Source organism: Alphaproteobacteria bacterium (genome assembly GCA_017308135.1).
Taxonomy (GTDB): Bacteria; Pseudomonadota; Alphaproteobacteria; order CACIAM-22H2; family CACIAM-22H2; genus Tagaea.
Genome location: JAFKFM010000013.1, coordinates 133,655 through 154,707, shown reverse-complemented (window position 1 = coordinate 154,707; position 21,053 = coordinate 133,655). Strand labels below are relative to the sequence as shown.

Annotated in this window: 22 protein-coding genes and 1 pseudogene; 17 read left to right on the top strand and 6 right to left on the bottom strand. The window is 60.4% G+C overall.

Translation table 11 applies throughout. The features are described 5' to 3' along the window. Window positions 1-226 precede the first annotated feature (226 nt). The 7 genes from J0H39_23290 (at window position 227) to phoU (ending at window position 7,827) form a co-directional block, all read left to right on the top strand. Window positions 227-1,105 (top strand): metalloregulator ArsR/SmtB family transcription factor, encoded by an 879-nt coding sequence (locus tag J0H39_23290; GenBank protein MBN9499687.1) that lies wholly within the window; start codon window positions 227-229, stop codon window positions 1,103-1,105. 94 nt (window positions 1,106-1,199) lie between these two features. Next, the gene (gene arsA / locus J0H39_23285; GenBank protein MBN9499686.1) at window positions 1,200-3,014 is read left to right on the top strand and encodes an arsenical pump-driving ATPase; all 1,815 of its coding nucleotides are present in this window, start codon (window positions 1,200-1,202) and stop codon (window positions 3,012-3,014) included. A gap of 298 nt (window positions 3,015-3,312) precedes the next feature. Continuing rightward, window positions 3,313-4,353 (top strand): phosphate ABC transporter substrate-binding protein PstS, encoded by a 1,041-nt coding sequence (gene pstS / locus J0H39_23280; GenBank protein ID MBN9499685.1) that lies wholly within the window; start codon window positions 3,313-3,315, stop codon window positions 4,351-4,353. Window positions 4,354-4,415: 62 nt separating this feature from the next. Continuing rightward, window positions 4,416-5,408: a phosphate ABC transporter permease subunit PstC gene (gene pstC / locus J0H39_23275; protein MBN9499684.1), complete on the top strand. Its 993-nt coding sequence runs from the start codon at window positions 4,416-4,418 to the stop codon at window positions 5,406-5,408. 1 nt (window position 5,409) lies between these two features. Continuing rightward, window positions 5,410-6,267: a phosphate ABC transporter permease PstA gene (gene pstA, locus J0H39_23270; GenBank protein ID MBN9499683.1), complete on the top strand. Its 858-nt coding sequence runs from the start codon at window positions 5,410-5,412 to the stop codon at window positions 6,265-6,267. After that, on the top strand, window positions 6,260-7,063 hold the full coding sequence (gene pstB, locus J0H39_23265) for a phosphate ABC transporter ATP-binding protein PstB (GenBank protein MBN9499682.1): 804 nt from the start codon (window positions 6,260-6,262) through the stop codon (window positions 7,061-7,063). Before pstA ends, pstB begins: the two co-directional genes overlap by 8 nt. Before the next feature lie 38 nt (window positions 7,064-7,101). Then, entirely contained in the window at window positions 7,102-7,827 is a 726-nt protein-coding gene (phoU, locus tag J0H39_23260) for a phosphate signaling complex protein PhoU (protein ID MBN9499681.1), read from the top strand. A 15-nt stretch (window positions 7,828-7,842) separates the two neighbouring features. On the opposite strand, the gene J0H39_23255 is transcribed toward phoU, so the two are convergent. Genes J0H39_23255 through J0H39_23240 form a run of 4 tightly spaced genes read right to left on the bottom strand, consistent with a single transcriptional unit; the run spans window position 7,843 to window position 11,893 of the window. After that, window positions 7,843-9,162, bottom strand: coding sequence for a sigma-54-dependent Fis family transcriptional regulator (locus J0H39_23255; GenBank protein MBN9499680.1), 1,320 nt, complete (start codon window positions 9,160-9,162; stop codon window positions 7,843-7,845). Then, a complete protein-coding gene (locus tag J0H39_23250; GenBank protein MBN9499679.1) occupies window positions 9,152-10,588 on the bottom strand; it encodes a HAMP domain-containing histidine kinase in 1,437 nt (478 codons plus the stop codon). The genes J0H39_23255 and J0H39_23250 overlap by 11 nt, the downstream gene beginning before the upstream one ends. Beyond that, the gene (locus J0H39_23245; GenBank protein ID MBN9499678.1) at window positions 10,585-11,475 is read right to left on the bottom strand and encodes a PhnD/SsuA/transferrin family substrate-binding protein; all 891 of its coding nucleotides are present in this window, start codon (window positions 11,473-11,475) and stop codon (window positions 10,585-10,587) included. Before J0H39_23245 ends, J0H39_23250 begins: the two co-directional genes overlap by 4 nt. 52 nt (window positions 11,476-11,527) lie before the next feature. Further along, the gene (locus tag J0H39_23240; protein MBN9499677.1) at window positions 11,528-11,893 is read right to left on the bottom strand and encodes a helix-turn-helix transcriptional regulator; all 366 of its coding nucleotides are present in this window, start codon (window positions 11,891-11,893) and stop codon (window positions 11,528-11,530) included. Window positions 11,894-12,112: 219 nt separating this feature from the next. Here J0H39_23240 and phnD point away from each other — a divergent pair, with 219 nt between their 5' ends. The 10 genes and pseudogenes from phnD to J0H39_23190 all read left to right on the top strand — a co-directional run bounded on the left by phnD (window position 12,113) and on the right by J0H39_23190 (window position 19,802). Continuing rightward, the gene (gene phnD / locus J0H39_23235; GenBank protein ID MBN9499676.1) at window positions 12,113-13,051 is read left to right on the top strand and encodes a phosphonate ABC transporter substrate-binding protein; all 939 of its coding nucleotides are present in this window, start codon (window positions 12,113-12,115) and stop codon (window positions 13,049-13,051) included. Between the two features lie 17 nt (window positions 13,052-13,068). Then, the gene (gene phnE, locus J0H39_23230; GenBank protein ID MBN9499675.1) at window positions 13,069-13,953 is read left to right on the top strand and encodes a phosphonate ABC transporter, permease protein PhnE; all 885 of its coding nucleotides are present in this window, start codon (window positions 13,069-13,071) and stop codon (window positions 13,951-13,953) included. Then, window positions 13,950-14,795 (top strand): phosphonate ABC transporter, permease protein PhnE, encoded by an 846-nt coding sequence (phnE, locus tag J0H39_23225; GenBank protein MBN9499674.1) that lies wholly within the window; start codon window positions 13,950-13,952, stop codon window positions 14,793-14,795. Before phnE (J0H39_23230) ends, phnE (J0H39_23225) begins: the two co-directional genes overlap by 4 nt. 25 nt (window positions 14,796-14,820) lie before the next feature. Then, a complete protein-coding gene (locus J0H39_23220) occupies window positions 14,821-15,081 on the top strand; it encodes a transposase (protein ID MBN9499673.1) in 261 nt (86 codons plus the stop codon). A gap of 298 nt (window positions 15,082-15,379) precedes the next feature. Further along, a complete protein-coding gene (locus J0H39_23215) occupies window positions 15,380-15,697 on the top strand; it encodes a helix-turn-helix transcriptional regulator (protein MBN9499672.1) in 318 nt (105 codons plus the stop codon). Between the two features lie 49 nt (window positions 15,698-15,746). Next, window positions 15,747-17,111, top strand: coding sequence for an NAD(P)-binding domain-containing protein (locus tag J0H39_23210; protein MBN9499671.1), 1,365 nt, complete (start codon window positions 15,747-15,749; stop codon window positions 17,109-17,111). 10 nt (window positions 17,112-17,121) lie between these two features. Then, entirely contained in the window at window positions 17,122-18,300 is a 1,179-nt protein-coding gene (locus tag J0H39_23205; GenBank protein MBN9499670.1) for an MFS transporter, read from the top strand. A 174-nt stretch (window positions 18,301-18,474) separates the two neighbouring features. Continuing rightward, window positions 18,475-18,720 (top strand): annotated as a pseudogene (locus J0H39_23200) (RES domain-containing protein). A gap of 170 nt (window positions 18,721-18,890) precedes the next feature. After that, the gene (locus J0H39_23195; GenBank protein MBN9499669.1) at window positions 18,891-19,511 is read left to right on the top strand and encodes a GNAT family N-acetyltransferase; all 621 of its coding nucleotides are present in this window, start codon (window positions 18,891-18,893) and stop codon (window positions 19,509-19,511) included. 45 nt (window positions 19,512-19,556) lie between these two features. Further along, entirely contained in the window at window positions 19,557-19,802 is a 246-nt protein-coding gene (locus J0H39_23190) for a hypothetical protein (GenBank protein ID MBN9499668.1), read from the top strand. Between the two features lie 14 nt (window positions 19,803-19,816). Here J0H39_23190 and J0H39_23185 read toward each other — a convergent pair whose 3' ends face one another. Then, complete coding sequence (locus J0H39_23185; protein ID MBN9499667.1) at window positions 19,817-20,509, bottom strand: acyltransferase; 693 nt, start codon at window positions 20,507-20,509, stop codon at window positions 19,817-19,819. Then, window positions 20,506-20,946 (bottom strand): hypothetical protein, encoded by a 441-nt coding sequence (locus J0H39_23180; protein MBN9499666.1) that lies wholly within the window; start codon window positions 20,944-20,946, stop codon window positions 20,506-20,508. Before J0H39_23180 ends, J0H39_23185 begins: the two co-directional genes overlap by 4 nt. Between the last annotated feature and the right edge of the window lie 107 nt (window positions 20,947-21,053).

The window sequence follows — 21,053 nt, the reverse complement described above, 5'->3', positions numbered from 1 at the left end:
GATTTCGAGACGATCTGCGAAATTTCGCACGTGCGGGAGGGCCCCCGGGCGCGATCCCGCCCCAGATCGGTCGAAGGATCATCTTCCGGACGCCGAGCTGATGAGATTTCATAAATAAATCAGTGGCTTGCCGCGTTCGCGCAGCGTCGCCGAACCCGTTTGCAGGAATCGAAGTGTCCACTATCCTCGACGGATGTGTCGTTCCGTCGGAAGGTGACAAATCACGATGACCGCAGATCAATTCACGACCGACGATGCCGTCGAGATGTTCGCCAGCCTGGCGCAGCCCACGCGGCTCGAAGTCTTCAGACTGCTGGCACGATATCTTCCCTACGGTCTGCCGGCGGGAGATGTCGCGAGGCTATTGGCGGTGCCGCACAACACGATGTCGACACACCTGTCCCAGCTCGAGCGCGCGGGTCTTTTGACCAGCCGGCGCGAGGGCCGGTCGATCATTTATGCGGCGAAATCGATCAAGCTCGGAAGCCTGTTCGACGTCATGCTCGGCGAGATGCGGCCGTCTGCCGATCGCGACGGCGCGTCGTTCCCGCAGCGGCGTCCCGCAGCAGGCGACGCCAAGGGCTACAACCTCCTGATATTGTGTTCGGGCAACTCCGCCCGTTCGATCATGGCCGAAGCTATCCTCAACCGGGAGGGAGCCGGACGGTTTCGCGCCTATTCCGCGGGAAGCCGCCCGCAGGAGCGGCCACATCGTCTCGCAGTGGAACTGCTCGAAAGCCTAGGCTACGAAACATCGCATCTGCGGTCGAAAAGCTGGAGCGAATTCGCTGGCAAACGCGCTGTCACCATGGATTTTGTTGTCACGGTTTGCGACGCCGCAGCGGGAGAGGAATGTCCATTCTGGCCGGGCCATCCTCTACAGGCTCACTGGGGAATTCCCGATCCTGCGCTCGTGAAGGGAACTAAGGACGTGCAGCGCGCGGCCTTTCTTGCAGCCTATCGGCGCCTCACCGCACGTCTGACAGCTCTGGTGAATCTTCCGGTTGAAAGCTTGGACCTTGCTAATCTGAAGAAGGAGCTCGCCGCCATCGGCCGGATGGAAGGCGCAACCGACATGACCCTTTCGGCCCCACAAGCCGCCTAGCCCGTATCAGGCATGTACCTGGCGTGTGGTCTTGATCGAGATCAAGCCCATCATCTGGATTTTAAGCAATCATATATTCTGGAAGGATTAAGATATGACAAACGATATTGCCACGGTTCACCTTCCTGGCTTCCTGACCAGTCCGACCCGGTTCTTGTTCTTCACCGGGAAAGGTGGCGTAGGCAAGACCTCAGTCGGCTGCGCCGCGGCCTTATCGCTCGCCGATGGCGGAAAGTCGGTGCTGCTGGTTAGCACTGATCCGGCGTCTAATATCGACGAGATATTGGACGTGCCTTTAGGCAATCTTCCCGTCGCGGTCCCCGGTGTCGAGGGTCTGCATGTGCTCAACATTGATCCCACCGTCGCCGCCGAGTCCTATCGCCAAAGGGTGCTGGCTCAAATGACTCCGACCGCAAGCGAGCAGGATCGGAACACGGTTCGTGAACAATTGTCGGGCGCGTGCACAACCGAGATCGCCGCGTTTGACGAATTCGTCAGTTGGTTAGTCAACGACAATAAGGTGTACGACCACATTATTTTTGATACTACCCCGACCGGACACACGCTTCGGCTCCTCAGCCTGCCAAAAGCCTGGAGCGGTTTTCTTGACGTCAATGACCGGGGAGCATCCTGTTTGGGACCACATTCGGGTCTCAAGACTCAGGAAGCGCGTTTCAAGACAGCGATGGCTGCGCTCTGCGATCCAGCGATGACGACCATCATCCTTGTAACACGCCCTGAAACAAGTGCGATCGCTGAGGCTGCCCGAACTTCAACTGAGCTTCGCGCTCTCGGCCTCTCGAACCAGCGTCTGGTAGTCAATGGCGTGTTCCGGGCAAGCGATTCCTCCGATGCGACGGCGGCATCGTTGGAGCGACAGGGCAAGCAAGCGCTCGCAGGTATGCCTGCTGCACTCCAGACGCTTCCGCGCGATAACGTCTTGCTGCGGCCTATTGAAATGCTGGGGTTGGACGCGTTGCGCTCGCTGCTCCGTACTGTTCCGGCATCGGCGACGCCAATCAAGCCCTCAGCTCTCGTGTCTTTTACCGATGATCTTCCCGCCCTGGATCGATTGATCGACCTTCTGGCGGCGGATGGAAAGGGCCTGATCATGGTCATGGGGAAAGGCGGTGTCGGCAAGACCACGATCGCCGCGGCCATCGGACTAGGTTTGGTCCAGCGCGGCCATAGCGTGCATCTCAGTACGACCGACCCCGCGGCCCACCTCGCAATGACGCTCACTGGCGAGGTTCCTGGCTTGCGCGTCGACAGGATCGATCCGAAGGCGGAGACTGAGCGTTACATCGCGACGATAATGAATCAGCGCGGCAATACCTTGGATAAACAGGGGCAAGCCCTGCTGCGCGAAGATCTGGCTTCTCCTTGTACGGAAGAAGTCGCCGTCTTCCATGCGTTCTCGCGAATTGTCGCGGAGGCACGCACCGCCTTCGTGGTACTGGATACCGCGCCGACAGGTCATAGCTTGCTTCTGATGGACGCCGCTGGCACTTATCACCGGGAGGTGATGCGGCAGTCGGCTTCACACGATCTCATTGGCCGGATCACCACGCCCCTGATGCGCCTCCAAGATCCGAATTATACGCACATTCTGCTGGTCACCTTGGCCGAAACCACTCCCGTGTCCCAGGCCGCTGCACTGCAGGAGGACTTGCGGCGCGCGCATGTCGAGCCCTATGCTTGGGTCATCAATAAGAGCCTGCTGGCCGCCGGCACGCGAGATAGGCTGCTTCAACAGCGACTGCTGGGTGAAAAAAAACAAATCGATCGTGTGCGCGGATCGATGGCAAAGAGATTATTCTTCGTGCCGTGGCAGGCGACCCCGCCGGTTGGCGTCCAGGCGCTCCAAGAATTAGCCCACGATCACTCTCACGCACCGTCGACCGTCTGAACGGAAGATATCAGTACTGCGATTGCGCCGTGGCGGTGGCACGCGGATATGTGGAAAGGCATCGATAGCCTTCGGGTCCATTGCACAATCCGCTCTCGATCGCGCGGTGTCAGACGCATATTTTATTCAGGGTTCGAACCGGAAGGACAACCGATTGAAAGCTCCCACTTAGTCCGCAAAAACCGTCGATAGCGACATTATGTGTCGATAAGTCTCGACATGTCGCCATGAATGAGTTAACGATCCGCCGTGCTGGGGAGATCGGCGAATCGTGGCGGTCTCCACCATCCGTAGGCAGATGGATAGGAGATCAATCGTGACGAAACGCATGGGGATTGCCGCGGCCGCATTCGGCGCGGTTTTGTTCGCGGTCGCATCGGTGGCGAACGCAGCAGACATTACGGGGGCAGGTTCGACCTTTGTTTATCCGATCCTGTCGAAGTGGTCGGCCGACTACAATCAGCAGACCGGCGACAAGCTCAACTATCAATCGATCGGTTCGGGCGGCGGCATCGCGCAGATCAAGGCGGCAACGGTCGACTTCGGCGCCTCGGACATGCCGATGAAGCCGGAAGAGCTAAAGGATCTCGGCATGGGACAGTTTCCGCTGGTCATCGGCGGCGTGGTCCCCGTGGTGAACATCGAAGGGGTCAAACCCGGCGAAATCAAATTCACCGGTCCGATACTCGCTGACATCTATCTCGGAAAGATCGTCAACTGGAACGATCCCGCGATCGCGAAGCTCAATCCCGACCTCAAGCTTCCCGATGGAAAGATCACGGTCGTCCACCGGTCCGACGGATCCGGAACGACCTTTAACTGGGTGAACTACCTTTCCAAGGTCAGCGATGAGTGGAAAGGCAAAGTGGGCGAGGGCACCTCGGTGTCGTGGCCGACCGGCGTGGGCGGAAAGGGCAACGAAGGCGTCGCCGCGTACGTGAACCGCATCGCGAATTCGATCGGATATGTGGAGTACGCCTACGTTCTACAAAACAAGATGACGTACGGCGCGGTGCAGAACAAGGCCGGAAAGTTTGTCAAACCCGACAATGAAAGCTTTCAGGCCGCCGCCGCCAGTGCCGACTGGACCAAGGCGCAAGACTTCTATCTCGTGATGACGGATGCCCCCGGGGACAAGGCCTATCCCGTCACGGCGACCGTCTTCATCATCATGTACAAGCAGCCCAAGGACGCCGCGCGGTCTTCGGCGGCGTTCAAGTTCTTCAAGTGGTCGCTCGAGAAAGGCCAGAAACAGGCAACCGAGCTGGACTACGTCCCGCTTCCGGACACGCTTGCTAAGCAGATCGAGACGTATTGGAGCACCGAGTTCAAGAGCTGACATCGGTTCCCTCCGGAGGAAGGGCGCCCTTCCTCCGGATCGTCCAAACGTCGGAGGCGGCCATGGCCTACAATATCATTGATGTCGCGCAGCCGGCGCGCAGTGACCGCGCCGAGCGGCCACGCCTTCTCAGCGATGCGGCCGGCGACCGTCTCTTTCACGTCGTCGTCGCGTGCGCGGCTTACTTCGTCCTGTTGGCGCTCGGTGCCGCCGCGCTATCGATGGCCTGGGGCGGGAAGCTCGCGTTCCAGACCTTCGGATGGCGCTTCTTCTACGGAACGGAGTGGGATCCGGTTGCGCGACGCTTCGCCGCCTTCGTTCCAATCTACGGCACTCTCGTCACGTCCCTCATCGCGATGATCATTGCCATTCCGGTCAGCTTGGGAATCGCGGTCTTCCTGACCGAGGTCTGTCCCCGATGGGCGCGTGGCACCGTCGGAACGGCGATCGAACTGTTGGCCGGCATTCCCAGCATCATCTACGGCATGTGGGGCTTGTTCACCTTCGTCCCGTTCATGTCCGCTCACGTCCAGCCATGGATGATCGATCACTTGGGTCCATTGCCGTTGATCGGTGCCCTCTTCGATGGCGCTCCGATGGGCATCGGCATGCTCACCGCCGGAATCATCCTGGGCATCATGGTCATTCCCTTCATCACGGCCGTGATGCGAGACGTTTTTTCCGTCGTTCCACCGACTTTGAAGGAGTCGGCATACGCCCTCGGTTGCACCAAGTGGGAAGTCGTCAAGTACATCGTCGTTCCCTACACCCGCACCGCTGTCCTCGGCGGCATCTTTCTCGGGCTCGGACGTGCGCTTGGGGAGACGATGGCCGTTACTTTCGTACTCGGCAATGCCCACAACCTGAGCCTTTCGCTGATGGAGCCCGGCAACTCTATCGCCGCTGCGATAGCCAATGAATTCACCGAAGCGGATTCCGACCTCTATTTGTCCTCACTGATCGCATTGGGCTTCGTGTTGTTCGTCGTGACGTTCATCGTCCTTGCGGCAGCGAAACTGATGCTCCAGCGCATCGCACGACAGAAAGGGGAGTGACATGATTCTCGCCGGGCCCCGTCAGCGCCGCCGTCGGCTTACCAGTCTCTTCGTACTGACCCTCGCGACCCTCGCCACGATCTTCGGACTCGTTTGGCTCCTTTGGATCCTCGGTACCACGTTTGTCGAGGGGTTCAATGCCTTGAATCTGAAGCTCGTCACTCAGATGACACCGCCGCCGGGGCAGAGCGGCGGTCTGCTGAATGCCTTCTTCGGAAGTTTCGTCATGGTGCTGATCGCTGCCGCGATCGGCAGTCCCATCGGCATCGCGGCTGGGACGTTTCTGGCCGAGTACGCCCGCGGAACCCGGATTGGAGAAGTGATCCGGTTCGTCAACGACATCCTTCTCAGCGCGCCCTCTATTGTCATCGGGCTGTTCGTCTACGAATTGGTCGTGCGGCAGGCAGGACATTTTTCCGCTTATGCGGGCGGCATCGCGCTCGCATTCATCCTTCTGCCCGTCGTGGTCCGAACGACGGATGAAATGTTGCGTCTGGTGCCGGACGTGATGCGCGAGGCAGCTCTGTCGCTCGGCATCCCGCGCTGGAAGATGGTCGGGCATGTCCTCTACCGGGCGGCAAAGGCCGGCATCCTGACGGGCGTGCTGCTGGGAGTGGCGCGCATCTCCGGCGAGACCGCGCCTCTGCTGTTCACGGCGCTGAACAACCAATATTGGACGACGAAGCTGTCGGAGCCCATGGCCAACATACCGGTGGTGATCTTCCAGTATGCCATGAGTCCGTACGAGGCATGGCACACGCTGGCATGGGCCGGCGCATTCGCGATGACCCTGTTCGTGCTGGCACTCAGCATCGTGTCGCGTGCGCTGCTGAACAGAAGGAGCGCCGACAATGCATGACAATACGCCGATCCGGATCGGCAGCTCTGCGGGTCCCGAGGAGCGCGCGAAATTCGTTCTGCGCGGCGTGGACTTCTACTACGGCGCCACGCATGCGCTCCGTGACGTGAACCTTTCGTTTCCCGCAGGCCAAGTGTCGGCGCTAATCGGGCCATCGGGATGCGGAAAATCGACGCTGCTGCGCATCCTAAACAAGATTTACGCGATCTATCCGACGCAGCGCGCGACGGGTTCGGTTGCGTACGATGGTAGGAACATCCTCGATTCCGCATATCCCATCGGCCGGCTGAGATCGCAGGTCGGCATGGTCTTCCAGAAGCCGGTGCCGTTCCCGATGTCGATCTACGAGAACGTGGCGTACGGCATTCGGCACCACGAACGCTTGTCGCGCAGCGAGATGAATGCGCGGGTCGAAAGCGCGCTGCGACAGGCGGCGCTCTGGGACGAGGTGAAGGATAAGCTTGCCCAGAGCGGTTTGAGCCTCTCAGGAGGGCAGCAGCAACGACTGTGTATCGCCCGCGCGATCGCGCTCAGGCCGGAGGTGCTCCTCCTTGACGAGCCGACATCGGCGCTCGATCCGATCTCCACCGCCCGGATCGAGGAACTGATCGATACCTTAAAGGACGACTACACCATAATCATCGTCACCCACAACATGCAACAAGCCGTGCGGATCTCTTCAAAAACGGCGTTCATGTTCATGGGCGAGTTGATAGAGGACGGCGATACGAGAGAGATATTCAGCAAGCCGAAGGACGAACGGACCGAAGACTACATCACCGGCCGCTTCGGATAAGACACTGAGCGTTGTCGAAGACGTCGAGGAGATAACTGATGTCTAACTCCAAGCATACAGTCACGGCATTCGATGCGGATCTTGACGGATTGCGGGACAATATCCGGCAGATGGGCGACATTGCGCAGGCGACCCTCGCCGCATGCGTCGATGCCCTGCTGTCCGGCGATCAACAGGCGGCCACGCGCGCCATTGCGCAGGACGAACTAATCGACGCTCTTGAGAGGAGAGTGGAGGAGGGAGCTGTGCTCACCATCGCGCGGCGGCAGCCGCTGGCCGTCGATCTGCGCGACATCATGGCGGCGGTCCGCATCGCTTCGGACCTGGAACGGATCGGAGACCTGTCGAAGAACATCGCCAAGCGCGCCCAGGCCTTGGGAAACGAACGGCCGCCGCCGGCTCTTGCGGATCGGATTGGACGGATGAGCACACTGGCAGGCGAGCAGCTTCGCCGCGTGCTGGAAGCCTATGCCGAGCGCGATGCGGACAGGGCGATTGCGATACGCAATGAAGACGGCGAGATCGACGTGCTCAACACCGAGTTTTTCCGCGAGTCGATCGACTACATCGCCCGGACCTACAACAACATCGCCGGCATCACGCATCTCCTGTTCTGCGCCAAGAACATCGAGCGCATCGGCGATCATGTCACCAACATCTCGGAGAACGTCTATTTCATCGTGACCGGCTCGCTGCCGCCGCAGGAGCGGGTCAAGCTCGACAGCAGCAGCAGCGTCAGCACCGTAACCGCCGCCGACAAATGATGCACGCGAACGGGATCAGGCGTCCGGGCTCAAGCCGAGTCGTTTCATCTTGTCCCAGAGCGTGGTCCGACCGATTCCGAGCAGCTTCGACGCCGCGCCAATCTCTCCACCGGTCGAGGCGAGGGCGCGCAGAATGTGCCTTCGCTCGGCGTCCTGACGCACGTTTTCGAGCGACTGGAGCACCGGGTCCCCGCGTCCCGCATCGTGAGCGTATTCGGGAAAGAGGTCGGCCGGCATGATCCAGGGGCCTTCTCCCAAGGCCACCGCGCGCTCGACGCGATTACGCAACTCGCGGATATTGCCAGGCCAATCGTGCATCCGGGCGGCTTCCTCCGCCATGACGCTGAATCCATGGATACGACTCTCCATGGCGGCGGCGTGTTCGATGAAGAACTTCTCCATCAGCCAAACGATATCGTCGGGGCGATCGCGCAACGCCGGCACCTCCACGCTGACCACGTTGACTCTGTAGTAGAGATCCTCCCGGAAACGATCCGCCTTGACGAGCGCCAGCAGATCGGCGTTCGTCGCGGTCGCCAGCCGCCCTTCGAAGGGCAGGGTACGCTCGCCGCCCACGCGGTGAAACGTACGGTCTTCGATCAGACGCAGCAGCTTGGCCTGCAACTCGTGATGCAGCTCGCCGATTTCGTCGAGGAACAGGACGCCCTTGCCGGTGCGTTCGGCATAGCCGAGATGCCGCTGTGTGGCTCCCGTGAACGCTCCCCTTTCGTGACCGAAGAGTTCGCTCTCCAGCAGGTGGGCCGGAATGGCCGCGCAATTGACCGCCATGAACGGTTCCCTGTTTCGGCTGGAAGAGGCGTGGAGAAACCTCGCGGCGACCTCCTTGCCGCTGCCGGTCTCCCCGGTAAGGAGCACCGTGGAATTCAGGGAGGCGAGGCGCAGCAAGAGACGTTCCAACGTCTTGGCCGCCGGCGAGAGTCCGAGAACGCCGGAGGCCGTCGAGCCGGGCCGCACGATCTCTCCCAGCCTCGCAAGCAGCTTCTCGATCTCGAACGGTTTGGTCAGGTAGTCGGCGGCGCCGGCGCGCATCAGCCGCACCGCCTGGTCGATGTCGCCATGGCCCGTGATGAAGAGGAACGGCGGAGTTCTTGTCGATAGCCCGGTCTCCTTGAACAGATCTTCCCCCGTCATGTCCGGAAGCCTGATGTCGCAAACGACTGCATCGAAACGGGCGGTGCCTATCCCAGCTACGGCGTCGCGTCCGTTGCGCCACCATTTGACTGCGATACCATCCAGCGCGAGCCGCTGCACAAGGCTTTCTCCCATGATCGGGTCATCCTCGATCAGCGCGATCGATCGGCCTTCACGCGACATCAGCAAACTCCGTGTCATGTCTTGGAATATTGATCCGGATAGCCGCTCCACCCGACGGGCTGCGCGATACCGAGATCATGCCGCCGAGGTCCGCTATGAGGCGGCTTGTCGCCCATAGGCCGAGACCGCTGCGGTCGAGCGGCGGAAGGGTGCTGGCGTCGCTCAGAACCGGGATCGCCCATGCAGGCAGTCCTGGTCCTTCGTCGTCCACCGTCAGGGTGAGACCGCTTTTGTCGGATCGTGCCCCCACAGATACGCTGCCACCGGGCGGTGTTGCGGCGATCGCGTTGAGAATAAGGTTTAATAACGCCTGGCGTATCGGAGTGCTCGGGATCTCAAGGCCGGTTTCGAGGGCATTCGTGATCTTTACGTTGACGCCCTTGCGCTTGGCCTCGGGTGCGACGAGGAGCGCGAGATCGTCCAGGTCGTGCGACTCGAGTGCGCGTGGCGTTCGATCCGTGCGGTAGACCGATAAAGTGGTGCGAACAGTGTCCTTGATCGCCTGCAGGCCGCGATCGAGAAGGCCAAGGGAATTCTCGCGGACCCCCGGCAAGTATCCATGCGACTTCAGCGTCGCGACGGCGTTGAAAAGACCGCCGAGGGGATTGTTGATCTCATGTGCGACCGATGACGCCAGCCGACCCAGGCTGCTGATCCGGCGTTCCTCCGCGAGCCGCCGTGCGAGGTTCTCCCGATCTCCTAGCGAGCGGACGAGGTCGTTGTAGGAGCGGAACAGGCGGCGGAATTCGCCATGCGTCCCCTCGATCGTCGTCTCGGGAATTGGCTTCGCTTCATCCATCCGTGCCGCGCCGAGATGATACGAAAGGATTCTCACCGGCTGCAGCATCCGCCACATCACCAGCCAGCCCGCCGCGGCAAGCGCCAGTACGAGAACGCCGTTGGTCAGAGCGAGCGCAAGCGTGACGTCGCGTCTTTCGGTTGCGAGGTGCCGCGTATCGAACCTGGCAAAAATCGCGCCTGCCGTTCTGCCCGGATAAGCAAGAACGCGCGATATGGTTGCGACGTCCCCAGCGGGATCGAAATTGACGCGTCCGTCAAGAAGACTCTCCTTGAATTCGGCGCCGATCGGGTGGCGGTGCGGATCCGATGCCGCAATGATGCGGTTTTCGGCGTTGGTCACGATCGTCTCGATGGGCCGCAAACTGCGATGGCTGGTCTGGGCCCGTTCAATCGCGTCGAATACCTCCCAATTGTCCTCCCGCAGGACGGACGGCCCGATGGCTGATGTGAGACCGTCGAGATAGCTTTGCGAGAGGTCGTTCAGGAACTGTTCCTGCGTATCCGCGAGCTTTGCGAGAACCTGCTGCGAGAGCACGATCCCGACGACGATCATGAGGCCGGCCACGGCGACAGGAACCTTCGCCGCGACAGGCCAGGGGTGGCGGAGATATCGCGAGAACCTCATGTGCCCCGCTCCGCGGCAGCGACGAGCGCCGCCTTCCTTGCGATGGGATCGAACAGCGACGGATCCTCGACGGCGAATCCATCGAGTTGAAGCATCTCCAACACTGCCCGGCCATCGTCTGCCTCGTGCATACCCAACAAGGCGGTCTTCAAGAGCGCGAGGCGCTCCGGATCGGGAGGGTTCTTCGGTGCGGCGATCGGCGGAAAACCGAGCCATTCGGACACGGTGACGATCCGCGTTCGCTTGGTCAGTTCCGGCTCGAGCTTTGAGACGACGTCGTACACATAACCATCAACCGAACCCGATTGCGCCAGTCCGGATGCAACGGCGCGGATCACGTTGCGATGTCCGTATGTGAACATCGTTCTGGAGAAGAACGTCTCCGGACGAAGCGCGCGCTCGGCCAAGGCTGCGCGGGTGACGAGAAACCCGGAATTCGAGTCCGGATCCGAGAAAGCATGCACGTCGCCGCCAAGCGACATGAGGTCTCGCGCGTTCCGGCCCGCGTCGCAGATGGTGTAGCTTTGGTAGAGCGGTTTCCGGTGCCACAGGGGGACGGCGACAAGCTGGAGTTCGGGTTTGTGGCTCACGAACGGATATCCGCAGATCCAGGCGCCGTCGATCTGACCGGAGGTGAGGAGCGCGGTGACCTCCTGATACGTTCTGCGGTTCACCAGGCTGACGGCGCATCCCGTTACGCGTTGCAGATAGGACTGCAGCCGGCCGAGCAATTCCAGATCGGACGTGAGAAATACCGGAGTCAGCCCGAACTGAATAGTCGTCTCGCGCGCGATCGCGGGACAGCCGAACTGCGGAGCGAACAGCGCGCCCGCGCATAGCGAGAAGACACCGCGGCGGCTCAATTTGGCGTACGGAGAACACGACATATTCGCACTCCTCTTCAGCCACGCGTCGTTGGCCATATGCCCGATGCGTCGGCTAACGTCTCGAACCCACGGCCTCCTTTGCCGGCACGCAACAGGATTCTAAACTCTCAATCAGCGGCGCACAAAATTCCGGACGGCCGCGACAGCAGTCCTGGAGCAGAAAGAGCGCGACCGCCTGAAACGTCTCCAGGTCGGCACGGTAAATGATCGAGCGGCTCTGCCGCTCGGCGGTCACCAGTCCCGCCCGGGAAAGAATCGAAAGATGGGAGGACAACGTATTCTGCGGGACATCGAGCATCCTTGCGAGATCGCCGGCGGAAACGCCCGCCGGTTCGCAATTCACGAGAGTCTGGAACGCCCGCATCCGGGTGGGTTGGGCGAGGGCAGCCAAAACCTCGACGGCTTGATCGTTCTTCATATATCTAGACTTGTGGATATATGGAGCGATGTCAAACGATAATGTCGCGCCCGACCGCCCCGATGTCGCGCCAAAAGCGTCTGGATAACGACGAATCCCCGCCTTGTCGCCTCACCAGTCGGCCGCGTGGTCCGCGTCGCCTCGGGCGATCATCCGATCGGTCATCAGATTGTCATGGGTTATGTCGATTATTCTCGACAAATCGACTCGGAGGGTGAAATGACGTCTCGACGCAAATTCATATTGGCTATGGGTGCGGCAGCTTTGATTGCTGGTTCGGCTCAGGCCGAAACCTGGCGCGACAAGTATCCGGAACTCGTGCTTGCGATCGTCCCGGCAGAAAACGCGACAGGGGTGATCGAACGTTACAAGCCATTCGTGGACTATCTTTCCAAGGAGCTCGGCGTGAAAGTGACGCTTCGTGTCGCGAACGACTACACGGCTGTGATCGAAGGACAGAAGAACAAACAAATCCATATTGGATTTTATGGTCCCGGCGCTTATGCGCGAGCGAACAGCGTCTCAGGCGGAAACGTCGTTCCGTTCGTCACGACGCGAAATAGTGACGGATCGATTGGATACTATTCAGTCATGTACGTGCGGTCAGACAGCTCTTTCCAGTCAGTCGAGGATCTCAAGGGAAAGACACTTGGCTATGTCGACGTCGAGTCGACCTCCGGATACAAAGCCCCGAATTATTTTCTGACGCAACAGGGCTTTCCGATCGATAAGCATTTCAAGCTCGCACAGACCACAGGCAGCCACGAAAACGCAGTGCTCGCGCTGGCCGCAGGAACGGTCGATGCCGCTGTCAATTGGTGGAATTCTGAGACGGACTCGAACCTGACCCGTATGCTCAACAAGGGCATGGTCAAGAAGATCGATGGAACGGTAATGACAATTGGCGATTTCAGAGTGATCTGGAAGTCACCGCTGTTGCCTGGTTCTCCTTTCGCCTATCTCGCCGACTTTCCCGAGGATATGAAAGCCGCGATTGCGAAGGCCTTCCTTGATGCGCCTCAGAAGAGCAAGGAAGCGTTCGCAAAACTTTCCGATGGCAAGGATCTTGGCTTCGTACAGGTCACGGCCAAGGATTACGAAGAATCGGTCAAAATGAATCTTTGGCTTGATGCGCAACGAAAGAAGCGTGCCTCCTAAGACAACGGGCTGCTTCGATGGCGAGGATTGCACCGTTAATCCGTCAGCAGCGAGTGGACCTGCTGCTGAGGGATTATGAGCGTTCAGTCTCCGAAAAGAGGCAGCGCAGAATTGCTTCCGGGATCGGTTTCCTCACATGCGTGCTTATCGCCGCATGGGTCGGAGAGGTCGACCTGGCAAGATTCGCTGCAGGAATCCCGCGTTTCTGGTCATACTTCTACGACATCACGCCGACCTTGCGTTTGGCGCATTTGTCGGAAGATATTTCGGAATGGTACTGGAATGGCTGGTTCTGGGTCGAGCTCCTGCTCGAAACGCTTCTTGTCGCCTATGTCGGAACGTTGGCCGGGGCGGGGATCGGTTTCTGTCTATGTTTTCTGACGAGTGCAAATATTCTCAATGCGCCTGTTCTGACCTTTGTCGTCAAGCGAAGTCTCGAATTCTGTCGAACCGTTCCCGACATCGTATTTGCACTGCTCTTTGTTTACGCGATTGGACTAGGGCCGATACCCGGCGTTCTGGCAATCGCCATTCACACCACAGGTGCACTCGGGAAACAATTTTCCGAAGTTGTCGAGAATATCGACCTGAAACCCGTTGAAGGCCTTCGTTCGACGGGCGCTGATTGGTTCGCGCAGATTCGTTTCGCTGTTCTTCCACAGGTCATCTCGAATTTCGTCAGCTACGGACTGCTTCGATTCGAAATCAACGTCCGGGGCGCGACGGTGATGGGATTTGTCGGCGCTGGCGGAATAGGCAAAGAACTTCTCAGCTCCATCCGGCAATTCTACTATTCCGATGTCAGCGCGATCTTAGTCATGATCGTCTTGACCGTATCCCTGATCGATCTCTTTACCGAGAAGCTGCGCCATCGCTTCCTCGATATCGGACTGCCGCAATGAGCAATAGAAGTGTGCAGCAAGCGGATCTGGCGGCATTGCAAGCGGCCTATCCTCATCTGTTTTCGGTCCGATGGGCCACCCGAGCGAAAGCGGTCGGGCTTGTTTTGTCCGTGCTTGGGCTTTTCATTTTTGGCCTTATCTGGCTGGGATTCTCGCCCATGGCGATTATTCATGGGGCGGAAAGGCTCCGCATCATTCTTGGGTTGATGTTCCCGCCGAGCGCCGGTGAGCTTTTCCCGACATACGTGAAGGCGCTGGCACAGACACTTGCCATCGCGTTTTTGGGAACGTTGCTGGCGTCTCTGATTGCGTTTCCGCTATCGCTCCTGGCCGCGAGGAACGTTGTTAACCAGGGCGTCGTGCATTTTTTTGCCCGCCGCTGGTTCGATGCCATCCGCGGCGTGGACACGTTGATCTGGGCGCTGGTTTTTATCAACGTCGTCGGGCTCGGGCCTTTTGCTGGCATCCTGGCGGTTGCGATGTCCGATGTGGGTTCATTTGGGAAGCTGTTTTCGGAAGTCATCGAGACCGCTGATCGCAAGCCCGTGGAGGGTATTGTGTCCACGGGTGGATCCAGGAGTCACAGGCTGCGTTTCGGCATCGTTCCACAGGTGCTGCCAATTTTCCTGAGCCAGGTTCTCTACTATTTCGAATCGAATACGCGCTCCGCGACGGTCATCGGCATCGTGGGAGCCGGTGGAATTGGCTTGTATCTTTCGAACGAGATTAACCAGCAGAACTGGGACCATGTGTCGTTCATCATCCTGATGATCCTCATCACGGTTGCGACGATTGATTTTGTTTCTGCCCGGATCAGGCAATTGATCTACTCCCCGAAATAACACTGAGCTAGGGCTTCGTTCTCCAATGAGCACTTTCACGGACGAGCGCATCCTCAAGATTTTGCAGGAGGACGCAGCCGGGTTGCCGGTAGGCGAACTATGCCGCAAACACGGCATCGGCCGTACAACGCTTTATACGTGGATATCCCGCTTTGGCCGTATGGAGGTCTCTGAAGGGCAGAAGCTTAGAGCATTGAAAGACGAGAACCAGAAGCTGAGGACGATCCTGATCGAATCGATGCTGGATATATCGACGCTGAGGGACTTGCTCGGCAAAAATGACTGAGACGATGTCCGACTGAGAGTGCTCGCCGGGCAGCGGAACGACGGTCATGGCCGCTTCCGGAGGCGGAGCTGTCTATCAATTTGATATTGGAGACGGACCGGAGGCTCATCACCGCTCCTGAACGACAAGCATGTCCCATCCGTTGCCATGAGCGCTTTGCGTTCGGTCATGATCAGCATCCCGGAGTTCGCCGCCGCCGAACGTGCGAGGCAGACGCGGGAACACTTCGATCCATAATTCAGTAATTATAGAAAGATAGAGGGTTGACAGGGGAGGGCGGACGCCCCATCTTGGAGCCATGAGAATAGATGATGCCGCCGCCCGCCTCGAGGCGCTCGGAAGCCCCACGAGGTTGAAGATCTATCGCGTTCTGGTTCGCGCCGGACACGCAGGGATGCCCGTAGGCCGGCTCTGTGAGAAGCTCAAGGTCGCAGGTTCGACGATGTCCTATCATCTCAAGGCGCTCATGGCGGTGGGTCTGGTGTTCCAGAAGCGAGACGGTGTGACGCTGATCTGTCACGCCGAATACGACACGATGCGTGGCCTGGTCGATTTTTTGGCGGCGGAATGCTGCGCGGACGAGACAGAGTGCTCCGACGCAAAGTCCGCCGCCTGATTTTTTTGGCTTCTATAATTCGACGTTTCCAGAAATACAGGAGAAGAAGATGACAAAGAAAGTGGCCATCATCGGAGCCGGCCCCGTCGGCCTGGCCGCCGCCGCCCACGTGTTGGAACGCGGCATGACGCCGATCGTGCTGGAGGCCGGGCCTGCCGCCGGGCACGCCGTTCGCCAGTGGAAACACGTCCAATTGTTCTCGCCTTGGGAGTACAATGTCGACAAGGCCGCGGCGAGGCTGCTGTCCGCGACGGGCTGGAACTCGCCGGATCCGCATGTCTATCCGACCGGGGCCGAGCTGCTCGAGCAGTATCTCGATCCGCTTGCGACCCGCACGCCGCTTGCGGATGTGATCCGCACGTCGAGCCGTGTGACCGCGATCAGTCGCGTCGGCTTCGACAAGGCCAAGACCAGCGGACGCGAGCAAGCACCATTCGAAATCCGCTACCAGAACGGCAAGGGGCCGGAGACGCTGCGCGCCGATGCCATGATCGATACCTCGGGCACGTGGTCTTCCCCCAATCCCGCCGGCGCAAATGGTCTGCCGGCGATGGGAGAGCAAGAGTTTGCCGATCGCATTGCCTATGCCATGCCCGATATCCGCGGCGCCGGCCGCGCTCGGTATGCAGGCAAGACCGTCGCCGTACTCGGCGCGGGCCATTCAGCGATCGGCACGCTGACCGAGCTGGCGCGGCTTCGCGACGAGGCGCCTGGGACAGAAGTCGTCTGGCTCCTGCGCGGCTCCGATCCGTCAAAGGCGTTCGGGGGAGGCGCCAACGACAAGCTCGCAGCGCGGGGTGAACTCGGTGCCGCGTTCGCCGAACTCGTTGCAGCGGGCAAAATCCGGGTCGAGCCTGGATTCGGCGTGACACACCTATCGGCCGCCGGCGATCGATTGCGCATCGGCGCCGGCTCCTCATGTTGCGGCCGCCACGTCGTCGTGGATGAGTTGATTGTCGCCACGGGCTTCCGGCCGGATCTTAGTTTCTTGAGCGAACTGCGCCTCCGGCTCGACCCCGCGATCGAAGCGCCCGTCGCACTCGCGCCGCTGATCGACCCCAACGAACATAGCTGCGGGACGGTGCGCCCCCATGGCGCGCGGGAATTGGCGCAGGACGAACCGGGCCTGTACCTTGCCGGCATGAAATCCTATGGCCGCGCGCCGACCTTCCTGATGATCACTGGTTACGAACAGGTCAGGTCGATTGCCGCCGATATCGCCGGTGACCGCGAAGCCGCCGAACGCGTCGAACTCGAGCTCCCCGAGACGGGGGTATGCACGCGGGGTGGCGTCGAGGGTGACCCGGCATCGGCTGGATGCTGCGGCGGTCCGGCGCCGACAGCCGTTGATGCATGCTGCATGGAGGACGCGGACGCAAAGATCGCTGGCAAGTCCGGATGCGGCTGTGCATGAAGGCAACCGCATGAGCGATCGCCAGTTGCCGGTCATTGCCGCGTTGGGCACGACGCAGACTCTCGCCTGGGCCTCGAGCTATTACCTGCCGGCGATCCTCGCCGATCCGATCGCGCGCGATCTTGGAATCTCCAGCAACTGGTTCTTCGCCGCGTTCTCGGCGTCGCTGGTGATTTCGGGGTTGCTCGGGCCACGCGTCGGCCGCCAGATCGACCGCGTCGGCGGCCGCCAGGTGCTCTCGGCGTCGAACATCATATTTGCCGGTGGTCTTGTGCTACTCGGGGCATCGACCACCTTGTGGATGCTCGGTGCTGCTTGGCTGCTGCTTGGTATCGGCATGGGTTTGGGCCTCTACGACGCGGCATTCGGTGCGCTCGGACGGATCTACGGCGAGAACGCCCGGCGAGCCATCACCGGGATCACATTGATCGCTGGGTTCGCCAGTACGGTCGGGTGGCCGCTCAGTTCGCTCGGGCTGGAGATCATCGGATGGCGGGAAACATGCTACGCGTGGGCCGCGGCGCACATCGTGATCGGACTTCCGCTCAATCTGTTTTTTCTGCCGAAGACGGCGCCGACGAAGCGAACCGATAGTCCGGTCGTCAAGCCGCACATCCCGATCGACCGGACGATGGTTCTGCTGTCGTTCGCCTTCGCAGCGGCATGGACGGTGACGTCAGCGATGGCGGCGCACCTGCCACGTATCGTCGAGGCATTCGGCGCCACACCGGCGCAGGCCGTGTTCGCCGGCATAATGATCGGACCCGCGCAGGTCGCGGCACGCGTTCTCGAGGCCGGCACACTGAGCAGGTTTCACCCGTTGTTCTCGACACGGCTCGCCTGCATTACGCATCCGATCGGAGCCTGCGTGATCGGAATCTTCGGCGGCGGCGGCGCAGCGGCGTTCGCCCTGTTGCATGGCGCCGGCAACGGTATCCTTACGATCGCGCGGGGCACGCTGCCGCTGGCGATCTTCGGTCCGGACAACTACGCCTATCGGCTCGGACTCATCGGCGCCCCGTCGCGCATCGCCCAGGCGCTGGCGCCGCTCGGCTTCGGACTGTTGATCGAACCAATAGGACGCGGGATTGTGGCGGTCTCCTCGCTCTTGAGTATTGCGGCACTTGTGGCGCTGCTTTTGTTGCCAAGCGCCAACCATCGTGCCTCGCAAGCGGTGTCATTTGAGTAATAAGGCGTTTGGCCAATCTGACTGGCTGTTTATCGCGGACCAGGGCGCCTCCTCATAGGATCGATCTCGCTTTCCCTCCAGATCAAATTCATACAGCCGGACACGACCTGGATTTCGCAAGAAACACCGCAACGAATTGCGAAGCGACCGTGAATAAAACGCGGCCACGTTCGAATGGGAATTCCAACCGACGTCGCGCGCGCAAGCGCGCAGGGTCTTGCCCGCATCTGGTCGCGGGCTCTGTGGTCGCACGACGCGAACCCTGACGACCTGATGTACGACCCGCGACTCAATGGCGAGACGAACGTCGTTGTCTTCGATAGGGCTATACCAAAGCTGGTGGCAGTCGCGACGCCACGCCTGGTCGATTGCCGCGGCGATCTTGCGACGATCCTCACGGATTTGGATCTGGCCATCGTGTTAACTGCGGGCTCTGTGACTTACCGACTGGAGCCCACGCCCCATGATCAGAAGCCTTCTAAGGTTGTGCAACCGGTGAGCGAACCGTCGCGCAATGGTGCTTTGTGACCATACCGCTCCGATTCGGTTCATGACCAACTCGGCTTGTCCCACAAGCTGAGGAGTCTTCAATGCTCATGGTCATTCCTGGCTCAGACATCAGTCGGCATGCTACGCTGATGGATCGCGTCTTCCGTTTCCGTCATTCGATCTTTGTCGACGAGAAGGGCTGGATGGACCTGCGCCAGCCGGACGGCCTGGAGCGCGACCGCTTCGACGATGTTCATGCGATTCACCAGATCTGCCTTCGTGGCGACGAGATCGTCGGGTATCAGCGTCTTCTGCCGACGACCAGGCCACATCTCCTCAGCGACGTCCTGACCGATCTGTGTCATCGCCGGCCGCCGCGCGGTCCGCGCGTCTTCGAGTGGACGCGCTTTTGTGTTGCCCCCGGCAGCCGCGAGATGCGGCCGCGTGCGGATGGCCCCTTTCTCGAGCTCGCGCAAGGCGTCGTCGAATGGGGGATGGCACACCGGGTCGACACTGTCACGGTCGCGATCGATTGGCGTCTGATGGTGATCGCCATGCAGTTGCGGTTCTTCGTACGACCTCTGGGTTTTCTCAAGCGCATCGGCCGCGATGAGGTGGTCGCGCTGCGCATGTCCTTCAATCGCGAAACGCTCGCCACGATCCGCCAGGCACGCGGATGTGACGACCCGGTGCTGCCAGACCTGCTGCCTTCGGCGGCTTAGCGCCGCGCGTCACGTCACATCAAGAAAGGATAGGAGGAACGTCAGGTGATTCGGACCGCCGATACTAAGATCGTCGCTCAAGAACTGCGCACACGATACGACCATGCGCGTGCTGTGACACTCATTGGACGAACGCTGCAGAAGGCGTTATTTGCAGGCCGTTCCGATGAGGTGGTGTTCTGGGCGCTTGTCCATGCGCACTATCGCGGCGGCGATCTTTGCGGTGCGACCGAAGAGCAACTGCGCGCCTTCGCCGATTTCATCATCCGCGATCCCTCGGAGAGAAATTGACGACAAGGCGCCGCCTAGACGTCGGTCGGGGCGACGACGATCGAGGCGCTACCGGCCGCGGGCGGGTTCGCGGCGATGCCAGTCGAAGTTGGAAAATCCCCAGGTCCGGTCGGCGTCTGCGCGCACACCGCGGATTGCTGGCCGGTGAAGCACGAGACGTCGTAGCCTGATCCGCGCACCAAATACGTGCAGACGCTCACGCCGTTGCCGTCCTTGACATTGCGGGCGTTGCAATCTCCGCTTGCCGCATAGTTGGCGAGCTTTCCGTTCGCCCCGCAGCCGAACTGGCACGCCATGAGGATCGCCGACTGATCGATGGTCGCGCATTTTCCGCCCGAGCACACCTGCTGACCGACAAGCGAGGTCAACCCGTTCTTCTGTGCCTGGCCCCAGGAATTCTCCTCATATTGCGTCCAGGCGGCGGTCTGCGCGGATGGACTGTTGAGGAAACTCTGGGCGCTGCCACTGTAGTATCGTTCGAAGGTGCCCGGGCAGAACTGGAAGGCACCGAGGCAACCATATTGGTTGGTGGTCCCGAAATTACCTTCACTGCTGGATACCTTGGCGGCGAAATCGGCGCAATTGGAAGGGATCCCGGCGGCCGTGAGGCTCGCGGCGGATTGACCGGCAAGGGCTGCGGCGGCAGAAAAACACAACAGGAGACCTGCGTCGACGAGCACCTGCCGGATGGCTGTTGAGACGCTCACGGTCTGCCTCCGGCGAGCTGGAATTTGTAATCGCCATTCAGGAGGGTCTTGCCGTCATCGCTCAGCAGGAAAGGGTGCTCTGCGAACTCGGTTTGGGCTTTCGTCGCGGGCGCACCCGCATAGCGTGGGTCGTTGAGTGGCACGATCTGGTGCATCATGTCATCGACAAGGATTGCGCGATGCCCATCGGGCCCAATCTGGACAAGACGCGTGGGGCACGTGCCCGACGAGCAATCCTCGTTCCAGATTTGCGAGATCAACCAGTCGCCCTGGCTCGTGCGAAGCTGGTACTCATGAATGGTCACGGTGCCCTTCGGATTGGGCGCGAGCGCGTCGCCGGTCCAGATATTGTCCGGATCCTTGGTGACGTTCCGATACGACGTCTTGTAGGCAAAGGCGGCATCGGCCGCGACGGACGGCGTTGCGACCGAAACCATGGCGAAGACGCCAATGCTGATCGATAAGAGATGTCGAGGATTCATGAGCGATTCTCCTGCAACGAAAAGCACGCGACGCCGGCACGCCCTGGGGGCGGCGGCTGGTT

Coding starts and splice junctions, on each gene's coding strand:
- phnE (MBN9499674.1), top strand. CDS start 13,950: ATGAGCAATAGAAGTGTGCAGCAAGCGGATCTGGCGGCATTGCAAGCG.
- J0H39_23290 (MBN9499687.1), top strand. CDS start 227: ATGACCGCAGATCAATTCACGACCGACGATGCCGTCGAGATGTTCGCC.
- arsA (MBN9499686.1), top strand. CDS start 1,200: ATGACAAACGATATTGCCACGGTTCACCTTCCTGGCTTCCTGACCAGT.
- phoU (MBN9499681.1), top strand. CDS start 7,102: ATGTCTAACTCCAAGCATACAGTCACGGCATTCGATGCGGATCTTGAC.
- J0H39_23205 (MBN9499670.1), top strand. CDS start 17,122: ATGAGCGATCGCCAGTTGCCGGTCATTGCCGCGTTGGGCACGACGCAG.
- J0H39_23245 (MBN9499678.1), bottom strand. CDS start 11,475: ATGTCGTGTTCTCCGTACGCCAAATTGAGCCGCCGCGGTGTCTTCTCG.
- pstS (MBN9499685.1), top strand. CDS start 3,313: ATGGATAGGAGATCAATCGTGACGAAACGCATGGGGATTGCCGCGGCC.
- phnD (MBN9499676.1), top strand. CDS start 12,113: ATGACGTCTCGACGCAAATTCATATTGGCTATGGGTGCGGCAGCTTTG.
- J0H39_23215 (MBN9499672.1), top strand. CDS start 15,380: ATGAGAATAGATGATGCCGCCGCCCGCCTCGAGGCGCTCGGAAGCCCC.
- pstA (MBN9499683.1), top strand. CDS start 5,410: ATGATTCTCGCCGGGCCCCGTCAGCGCCGCCGTCGGCTTACCAGTCTC.
- J0H39_23180 (MBN9499666.1), bottom strand. CDS start 20,946: ATGGTTTCGGTCGCAACGCCGTCCGTCGCGGCCGATGCCGCCTTTGCC.
- J0H39_23255 (MBN9499680.1), bottom strand. CDS start 9,162: ATGTCGCGTGAAGGCCGATCGATCGCGCTGATCGAGGATGACCCGATC.
- J0H39_23240 (MBN9499677.1), bottom strand. CDS start 11,893: ATGAAGAACGATCAAGCCGTCGAGGTTTTGGCTGCCCTCGCCCAACCC.
- J0H39_23220 (MBN9499673.1), top strand. CDS start 14,821: ATGAGCACTTTCACGGACGAGCGCATCCTCAAGATTTTGCAGGAGGAC.
- J0H39_23210 (MBN9499671.1), top strand. CDS start 15,747: ATGACAAAGAAAGTGGCCATCATCGGAGCCGGCCCCGTCGGCCTGGCC.
- pstB (MBN9499682.1), top strand. CDS start 6,260: ATGCATGACAATACGCCGATCCGGATCGGCAGCTCTGCGGGTCCCGAG.
- J0H39_23195 (MBN9499669.1), top strand. CDS start 18,891: ATGCTCATGGTCATTCCTGGCTCAGACATCAGTCGGCATGCTACGCTG.
- pstC (MBN9499684.1), top strand. CDS start 4,416: ATGGCCTACAATATCATTGATGTCGCGCAGCCGGCGCGCAGTGACCGC.
- phnE (MBN9499675.1), top strand. CDS start 13,069: ATGGCGAGGATTGCACCGTTAATCCGTCAGCAGCGAGTGGACCTGCTG.
- J0H39_23250 (MBN9499679.1), bottom strand. CDS start 10,588: ATGAGGTTCTCGCGATATCTCCGCCACCCCTGGCCTGTCGCGGCGAAG.